This window comes from Pseudogulbenkiania sp. FW507-F1 (assembly GCF_058781125.1).
Genome location: NZ_JBYSWM010000052.1, coordinates 1 through 7,036, shown reverse-complemented (window position 1 = coordinate 7,036; position 7,036 = coordinate 1). Strand labels below are relative to the sequence as shown.

The window sequence follows — 7,036 nt, the reverse complement described above, 5'->3', positions numbered from 1 at the left end:
ATCGACATGGATGCTAACGCGCTTGGCTTGTTCTGGCCAGAAAGCATCGCGCCGTCTTCGCCTTACTGCCGGGGGTGTTTCGGGGTGGGCGGTAGTGTTCTTCGGCCAACCTTTTCAAACCCGGGCGGGCTGACTGAGGGGGAACCGTGCGCCGTCGTCCCCGGCGCGGCGATGTTCCGGGTCCGGGTGTGCCAGCGGTATGTCGACCGTAACAAGAAGATCGTGGCCGGGAGCCGGGCGGATGAGGGCGGCAGTGTCACCGAGCGCAAGCGTGCTGGATCGGTGTGAATGCATGCCTCCGATGCCGGAACCGCCCCCGGGGGAGTGCGGGTGGGGGTGGAGCGGGCGCGGCCAGCGGGTGTCGGCTACGCTATCGCCCCACCCTGGTAGGGCGGAGGCAAGCGGGGCCTGCACTCGCAGTGCCCCGCTTGCCGCTCAGCTGCCGGGGGTCAATGTACGGGTGATCCGCCGCGCAGTCAGATCGACTTCGGCAATGCTGACATCCTCGTTGAGCACCCAGGCCTTGCGGCTGTCGTGGCTGAACGTGATCGCCTGACGGGGACCGTGCAGCCCGCCGATTTCCCCGGTGACCTTGAAGTCCGGCAGGGAAACGATCGTCATGGAGTTGCCCTTGAGGTTGCCGCTATACAGAAAACGTCCATCCGGCCTTAAGGCGGCACCGTAAGGGTCGCTGCCGACCTTCACGCTGCGCCGCACGTAGCGGCCCTCGACATCCACCTCGGCCAGCGTGTCGCTGCCGCTGTTGGCGGCATACAGCGTCTTGCCGTCGTGGGAGATGGCGATGGCGCGGATCTTGTTGAATCCGCCGATCTCGGCCAGGGGCTTGAAGCCGCTGGGCTCGACCACGGTGATCTTGTCACCCAGGAAGTTGGTGACGAACAGGGCCTTGTCGTCCGCCGAGAGCTTGATGCCCTGCCGGGGCTGGGCAAAGCCCGTCATCACGGCGAGCGGTTGCAGCGTGGCGGGATCGAAGGCGGTGACCGTGCTCGTGGCCTGGTTGTTGACGAACAGCCGCGAGCCGTCGCGGCTCAGCGTGGTGCCGAAGGCGCCGGGGCCGACGGCCATGGAGGCGGAACGCGTCAGCGAGGCGCTGTCCCATTTTTCGATGGTGCCCTTGGTGCTGTCCGAGATGTAGAAGGACTGGCCATCCGGCGAGAACAGGATATTGCGGGGCGAGATGAAGCCTTCCAGCGCCTGCCGCATTTTGCCGGAGCGCAGGTCGTAGACGTAGACCTTGTCGCTGTCGCTCTTGGCGGCCAGGGCGAGGGTTTCGGCCGGGTTGACGGCCAGGGTGTTGTTGCGGATCTGGCCGTCGAAGGCCGGTGCGGCGTGCGCCAGCCCGGTCAGAAAAAGGGCGGCCAATACGGCGTAACGTTTTTTTTCTTGGAGCATGAGAATCGTCTCTTCGCGGGTGGGTGTGCTGGAGCGGATTATTCCCGGATCAGGTGCCAGACCTTCTTGACGTTGTCTCCCAGGGTGTCGCCTGCCGCTTGGTCTTTCGCGAAGTAATACAGGGGCTTGCCCTTGTACGCCCACTGCTTGCTGCCGTCGTCGCGGGTGATGACGGACAACTCGCCTGCCGGAGTGGCGCCGCTGTCAGCGTGCAATGGGGGCCAGATGGCGGGGCATTCGCCGTTGCAGGCGCTCTTGCCGCTGCCGGCCACGTCCTTGTCGAAGGTGTAGAGCGTCATGCCGCGCGTGTCGGTTAGCACGCCCTGGGTCTTGGCGACCGGAGCGTCGCCGGCCCAGGCCATGCCCGTGATCAGAAAAACCAGACTGCTTGCTGCCAGATTCCAACGTTTCATCGTGTTCCCGTGGGGTTGAGGGTGGTTGGGGAAGGAGCGTGGCCGCCCGGGGAGGATGGCCACGCCTGGTTGTGCACTATATGTTATGGCGGCGGGTTTGCCGTCAGACCTTGCCTTTCCAGGGCACCAGCACGCGTTCCAGGTAGCGCATCAGCAGGTCGAAGGTGAAGGCGAACAGACCGATCACGATCACGCCCATGATCACCACGTCGCTGGCGAGAAACTCGGCGGCGTTGAGCACCATGAAGCCGAGGCCGCGGGTCGAGGCCACCATTTCGCCGGCGACCAGCGTGGTCCAGCCCACCCCGATGCCGATGCGCATGCCGGTGAAGATTTCCGGCAGTGCCGACTTGAGGATGACGTGGCGGATCACCTGCATGCGCGTCGCGCCCATCGAGTAGGCGGCGTGGATCTGCTCGATCGATACCGAGCGCACGCCCGAACGCGCCGAGATGGCCATCGGGGCAAAGATGGCGAGGAAGATCAGGTAGACCTTGGAGAACTCGCCGATGCCGAACCAGATGATGACCATCGGCAGGTAGGCGAGCGGCGGCAGCGGGCGGTAGAACTCGATCGGCGGATCGAACACCCCGCGTGCCACGCGGCTCACCCCCATCAACACGCCGATCGGGATGGCGGTGACGCAGGCCAGGGCAAAGGCGCCGAACACGCGGTACAGGCTGGTCTCGGTATGCTCGAGCAGCGTGGCGTTGGCGAAGCCCTCGGTCGATACCAGGATGAACTTGTCGTACACCGCCTGCGGCGACGGCAGGAACAGCGGCGACACCCAGCCGGTGGCGGTCACCAGCACCCACAGCGAAAACAGCAGGGCGACGGTGACGAAGCTGATGAGACCGCTGCTGCCCTGACCGGGCGCGCCGAATTGTTCGCCGGGGCGAACCGATTTCTTGCTGAACAGTTGCGATAGCATGCTTGGGCCGCCGTGGGGTTTGGCCGGGTGGCTGCTCAGCGAGATCGAACCGCGCTGGCGGCCGAGAGAGACTTCCGGGTCGTGTTTCAGGTTAGACATGGGACACCTCTTTCGCTTCGGCGGCGCGCTCGTCGCCATAAATGATGCCAAGCACGGTTTCACGCATCTTGATGAAGTCGGGGCTGGACTTGATCGTCCTGGCGTCGCGGCATTCCAGGAAGCGGCGGTTGAAGTCGAGCTCGTAGGTGTGGGTGATGCGGCCCGGGCGCGGCGACATGACGATCAGCCGGCTGGCGAGAAACAGGGCTTCTTCGACGCTGTGCGTGATGAAGAAGAACATCTTCTGCGTTTCCTGCCAGACGTCGAGCAGCAACTCCTGGATGGTTTCGCGGGTGAGGGCGTCGAGCGCCGCCATCGGTTCGTCCATCAGCAGCATGGCCGGGTTGCAGGTGAGTGCCCGGGCGATGCCCACGCGCTGCTGCATGCCGCCGGAGAGCTGGTAGATCATGTGGCTGTGAAAGTCCTGCAGGCCGACCAGTGCCAGGTTCTTGGCGGCCAGCGCGCGCCGTTTTTCCTTGCTCACGCCTTGCAGCTTGAGGCCGAATTCGGTGTTTTCCATGACGTTGAGCCAGGGCAGCAGGGCGTGTTTCTGGAACACGACGCCGCGGTCGGAGCCCGGGCCCATGACCTTGTTGCCGCCCAGCGTGATGTTGCCTTCGGTGGGGGAGATGAAGCCCGCCATCAGGCTCAGCAAGGTAGTCTTGCCGCAACCGGACGCGCCCAGTGCCACTACGAAGTCGCCGCTCTTGATGGAGAGGTTGATGTTGTCGAGCGCATGGACCTGCTCGCCCGGGCGCCGGCCCGGGTAGCGCACGCTGACATTGCTGACGTTAAGCTCTTGCATGAGAGTTCTCCTCAGATCTGGTTCGGTCCTTTGGGACGCCCGGCCGGGCGTCCCATGCCGGGCGCTTATTATTTTTGCTTGAGTGCAGCTTCTGCGTACTTCGACGTGACGAAGGCGCTGTAGTCCGGGGCCAGCGCGTCGATGCGCTTCTGCTCCTTGAGGAATTCAGCCGTCGCCACGAGCGCCTTGACGGCGCCGCCGGTCTTGCCGCCACCGAGCCAGGCGGGGGAGATCTGTTGTTGGAGGGTCGGGTAAGCGTAGAGCTTCACCGCGTCGGCAGCATCTTTGGGGGTGCCGCCCAGCATCTTGGACATGGTCTTGGCTTGGGTGGAGTCGGCACCCCAGGCTTGCGGGTTGGCGCGGAAGGCGGCGTCGGCGTTGGCGATGACCTTGGTGAAGCTCGCCATGAAGGCCGGGTTGGCGTCGGCCCAGGTGCGGCTCACCGCCATGCCGTCGAAGGTGGCCTTGCCTTTTTTGGACAGCTCACCCGAGGTGATCAGCACCTTGCCGTTCTGCTTGATGCGCGCCAGTGCCGGGTCCCAGACGTAGGCCGCGTCGATGTCGCCGCGCTCCCACGCCGCGGCGATCTGGTTGGGCTGCATGTTGAGGATTTCCAGTTCGCTCGGTTTGATGCCCCAGAGCTTGAGCGCGAACATGGTGTGGAAGTGGGTGGTGGAGACGAAAGGCACGCCGAGTTTCTTGCCCTTGAGGTCGGCCGGCTTGTTGATGCCGGAACCATTGCGCACCACCATGGCTTCGGCTTCGTTGATGTCGTCGAGAATCCAGAATAGTTGCAGCGGCAGGCCACGGCTGACGGCAGCGGCGAGCGGGCTGGAACCAATGACGCCGATCTGCACGTCACCTGAAGCCATGGCGGTACCGACCTTGGCACCCGATTCGAACTGGCGCCAGTTGATCTTGTAACCGGTGGCTTTTTCCGCCGAGCCATCGGCGATCACGGTCAGCAACGGACCGGCGATCTGCTGATAGGCGATGGTGACTTCCTTCTGCTCGGCGTGTGCCATGCCGCCGGCGCCGAGCGCCAGCAGGGTTGCCGACAACGTGAGAACCTTCTTGAAACTGCGTGCTCCGTACATGTCTTTCTCCATCGTAATAAGGATTTATTATATTTACCGGCATTTATATGCCATATGGATTGCAGCAGGGCGATTCAGTAAGGCCGATCTGACAGTGTTTATCGGGCATCGATATGGCTCGATGCCGCCATGGGGCGTGCTCCTTTCTTGGTGGGCGGCACGTCTCGCGTGAGACATGCGCGGCGGTCAGGCGCCCGGCCGGGGCCGGGCGATCGGCGAATGGCGCCTAGATGACTTCGTCCTTGAGGTGATACCAGCGGTACAGCCACCACTGGCCGAAGCGGCGGAAGGGGGCGAACAGCTCCGATTCCACCACCTCGCGCACGTTCGGGAACGGCAGCTTGGAGCGGAAGATCGGCAGGTCCGGGGTGCCCTTGCCGGCGATGCTGGCGGCCAGGCGGCGACCGGCCTGTGCCGAGTACATGACGCCGTTGCCGCCGTAGCCGAGGGCGTAGTAGATCGTCTGCTTCGGGTCCGGCTGGTAGATGCGCGGCATCATGTCGTGGCTGACGTCGACCCAGCCCCACCAGGAGTAATCGATCTGGATGCCTTCCAGCGCGGGAAACTTGCGGTGCAGGTCACGGATCAGGAACTGCTTGTACTTGTCCTCGGGCGCATCGTGGCCGGTGATGGCGCTGCGGCTGCCGATCTGTACCCGGCCATCCGGCATCAGGCGATAGTAGTGGCGCAGGATGCGGGTGTCGGTGATGACCTGCGTGGTGCGGAAGTTGCAGGCATCGATCTCGGCTTGCGTCAGCGGACGGGTGACGATCGAGTTGGACAGGATCGGCAGCAGGCGGTTTTTCAGCTGCGGGTGCAGCCCCTGCGAGGTGTAGCCGCCGGTGGCGACGCCGACGGCGCGGGCGCGCACGATGCCGCCCGGCGTTTTGAGGTAGTGCACGCCGTTGCGGGTCTCCCAGCCCATGACCGGGCTCGACGGGTGCACCTTGGCGCCGAGCGCGCGCGCCTTCTTCAGGTAGCCGAAGGCGAGCTTGCCGGCGTGGATGCCGATTCCTTCCGGCTCGTGCATGGCGCCGGCGGCTTCCTTGTCGTCGACGTAGTCACGCTTGACGGTGTCGGCATCGAGGATGCGGGCGTCGTAGTTGAACACCTCGCGCAGTATTTTGGCTTCTTTCTCCAGCGCCGGCATGGCCTTGGGCCGGTGGGCGATGTAGAGGTGTCCGCCCGGCTGCGGATCGCAGTCGATGTCCTTGATCAGGTTCTTGAAGGTTTCCATGCCGGCACAGACTTCTTCGTGCATGCGCAGCGCGGTGTCGAGGCCGTAGCGGGCGATCCATTGCGAGCGCTTGAGACGGCCCGAGGCGCACTGGGCCTGGCCGCCGTTACGGGTGCTGCAGCCCCAGCTGACGCGGTTGGCCTCGAGCACGGTGGCCTTGATGCCGTATTCCTGGGCGAGAAAGATCGCGGTGGTAAGACCGGTGAAGCCGGAGCCGATGATGGCGACGTCGACGTCGATGTCGTGGGTGATCGGGCCGTCATCGGGCGGCGGGTCGCCGGCGGTGCCGATCCAGTAGGTCGGGGCGTAATCACGGCCCTGGCCCGGGGTGCTGGCGATCAGCGGGTCGTAGGCCGGGTCGTAGGCGGTGGAAGGGCCGGTGGCGCGGCCCGTGTTCACCGCGCGCTTTTGGGTAAGGGTATCCATGCTCGGACTCCTTGATGTTGACGCGATGTGAGTCCGGGCTCAGTTGCCGGCGTGGGCGACCGGCGGGCGGTCTTTGCGGTAGGCGTTTTTCACCGCAATCTTGCCGTCACGGAAGGTGAAGACGTCGACCATGCGTGCCTCGATGCGCGTGCCGTCGGCCTTGGTGCCGCTGAAGGTGGATTCGCTGACGCCGCGATCGCCGTGAACGAAGTGATCGCCGTCGAGCCAGGCGGCGTCGGGGAAGGTCTGCCAGGCGAGCTGGAAGCCTTCGCGCACCGCTTCGCGACCGTGGAACGTCCGGCCGAGCAGGTCGGGGCCGGCAACGGCGTGGAATTCGCAATCGTCGGCCATGAAGCTCATCAGGGCGTCGATATCGTGGCGGTTCCAGGCGTCGCTGAAGGCCTGCAGAAATTCGGCGGTCACTGGGGTATGGGACATCGTGTTCTCCTAAGCAGTTCTGATGTTGTGGGTGGTCCGTGTGGTGGCGGCGGCGGGCGCCGTGCGGGAGGACCACTGCATTTGACGACTTCAGATTAGTGAGCTGGAGGGCGATGCAGTAGGGCCAGTTCGGTTAAATCGTTTGGGCCAGTTTGGGCCAGAAGGAGCGGGGTGGAG

The 7,036-nt window shown here is 64.5% G+C and carries 8 protein-coding genes; 1 reads left to right on the top strand and 7 read right to left on the bottom strand.

The features are described from left to right. On the top strand, positions 1-288 hold a 288-nt coding region (locus AC3WG5_RS18940; RefSeq protein ID WP_492570270.1), incomplete at its 5' end, for a hypothetical protein. Between the two features lie 147 nt (positions 289-435). Here AC3WG5_RS18940 and AC3WG5_RS18935 read toward each other — a convergent pair. From AC3WG5_RS18935 to AC3WG5_RS18905, 7 genes are all read right to left on the bottom strand, one after another. Continuing rightward, the gene (locus AC3WG5_RS18935; RefSeq protein ID WP_492570268.1) at positions 436-1,413 is read right to left on the bottom strand and encodes a beta-propeller fold lactonase family protein; all 978 of its coding nucleotides are present in this window, start codon (positions 1,411-1,413) and stop codon (positions 436-438) included. A gap of 38 nt (positions 1,414-1,451) precedes the next feature. Further along, positions 1,452-1,826 carry a COG4315 family predicted lipoprotein gene (locus tag AC3WG5_RS18930; RefSeq protein WP_492570266.1) on the bottom strand — a complete coding sequence of 125 codons (375 nt, stop codon included), beginning with the start codon at positions 1,824-1,826 and terminating at the stop codon, positions 1,452-1,454. Positions 1,827-1,929: 103 nt separating this feature from the next. Continuing rightward, positions 1,930-2,856 carry an ABC transporter permease subunit gene (locus AC3WG5_RS18925; protein ID WP_492570264.1) on the bottom strand — a complete coding sequence of 309 codons (927 nt, stop codon included), beginning with the start codon at positions 2,854-2,856 and terminating at the stop codon, positions 1,930-1,932. Next, positions 2,849-3,661 (bottom strand): taurine ABC transporter ATP-binding protein, encoded by an 813-nt coding sequence (locus AC3WG5_RS18920; RefSeq protein ID WP_014086796.1) that lies wholly within the window; start codon positions 3,659-3,661, stop codon positions 2,849-2,851. Before AC3WG5_RS18920 ends, AC3WG5_RS18925 begins: the two co-directional genes overlap by 8 nt. Positions 3,662-3,729: 68 nt before the next feature. Continuing rightward, complete coding sequence (gene tauA, locus AC3WG5_RS18915; protein ID WP_492570262.1) at positions 3,730-4,758, bottom strand: taurine ABC transporter substrate-binding protein; 1,029 nt, start codon at positions 4,756-4,758, stop codon at positions 3,730-3,732. 226 nt (positions 4,759-4,984) lie between these two features. Further along, positions 4,985-6,421, bottom strand: coding sequence for an NAD(P)/FAD-dependent oxidoreductase (locus AC3WG5_RS18910; protein ID WP_492570260.1), 1,437 nt, complete (start codon positions 6,419-6,421; stop codon positions 4,985-4,987). Positions 6,422-6,460: 39 nt separating this feature from the next. Beyond that, on the bottom strand, positions 6,461-6,859 hold the full coding sequence (locus AC3WG5_RS18905; protein WP_014086799.1) for a nuclear transport factor 2 family protein: 399 nt from the start codon (positions 6,857-6,859) through the stop codon (positions 6,461-6,463). Positions 6,860-7,036: the final 177 nt, after the last annotated feature.

Coding starts and splice junctions, on each gene's coding strand:
- AC3WG5_RS18905 (WP_014086799.1), bottom strand. CDS start 6,859: ATGTCCCATACCCCAGTGACCGCCGAATTTCTGCAGGCCTTCAGCGAC.
- AC3WG5_RS18925 (WP_492570264.1), bottom strand. CDS start 2,856: ATGTCTAACCTGAAACACGACCCGGAAGTCTCTCTCGGCCGCCAGCGC.
- AC3WG5_RS18930 (WP_492570266.1), bottom strand. CDS start 1,826: ATGAAACGTTGGAATCTGGCAGCAAGCAGTCTGGTTTTTCTGATCACG.
- AC3WG5_RS18910 (WP_492570260.1), bottom strand. CDS start 6,421: ATGGATACCCTTACCCAAAAGCGCGCGGTGAACACGGGCCGCGCCACC.
- AC3WG5_RS18935 (WP_492570268.1), bottom strand. CDS start 1,413: ATGCTCCAAGAAAAAAAACGTTACGCCGTATTGGCCGCCCTTTTTCTG.
- tauA (WP_492570262.1), bottom strand. CDS start 4,758: ATGTACGGAGCACGCAGTTTCAAGAAGGTTCTCACGTTGTCGGCAACC.
- AC3WG5_RS18920 (WP_014086796.1), bottom strand. CDS start 3,661: ATGCAAGAGCTTAACGTCAGCAATGTCAGCGTGCGCTACCCGGGCCGG.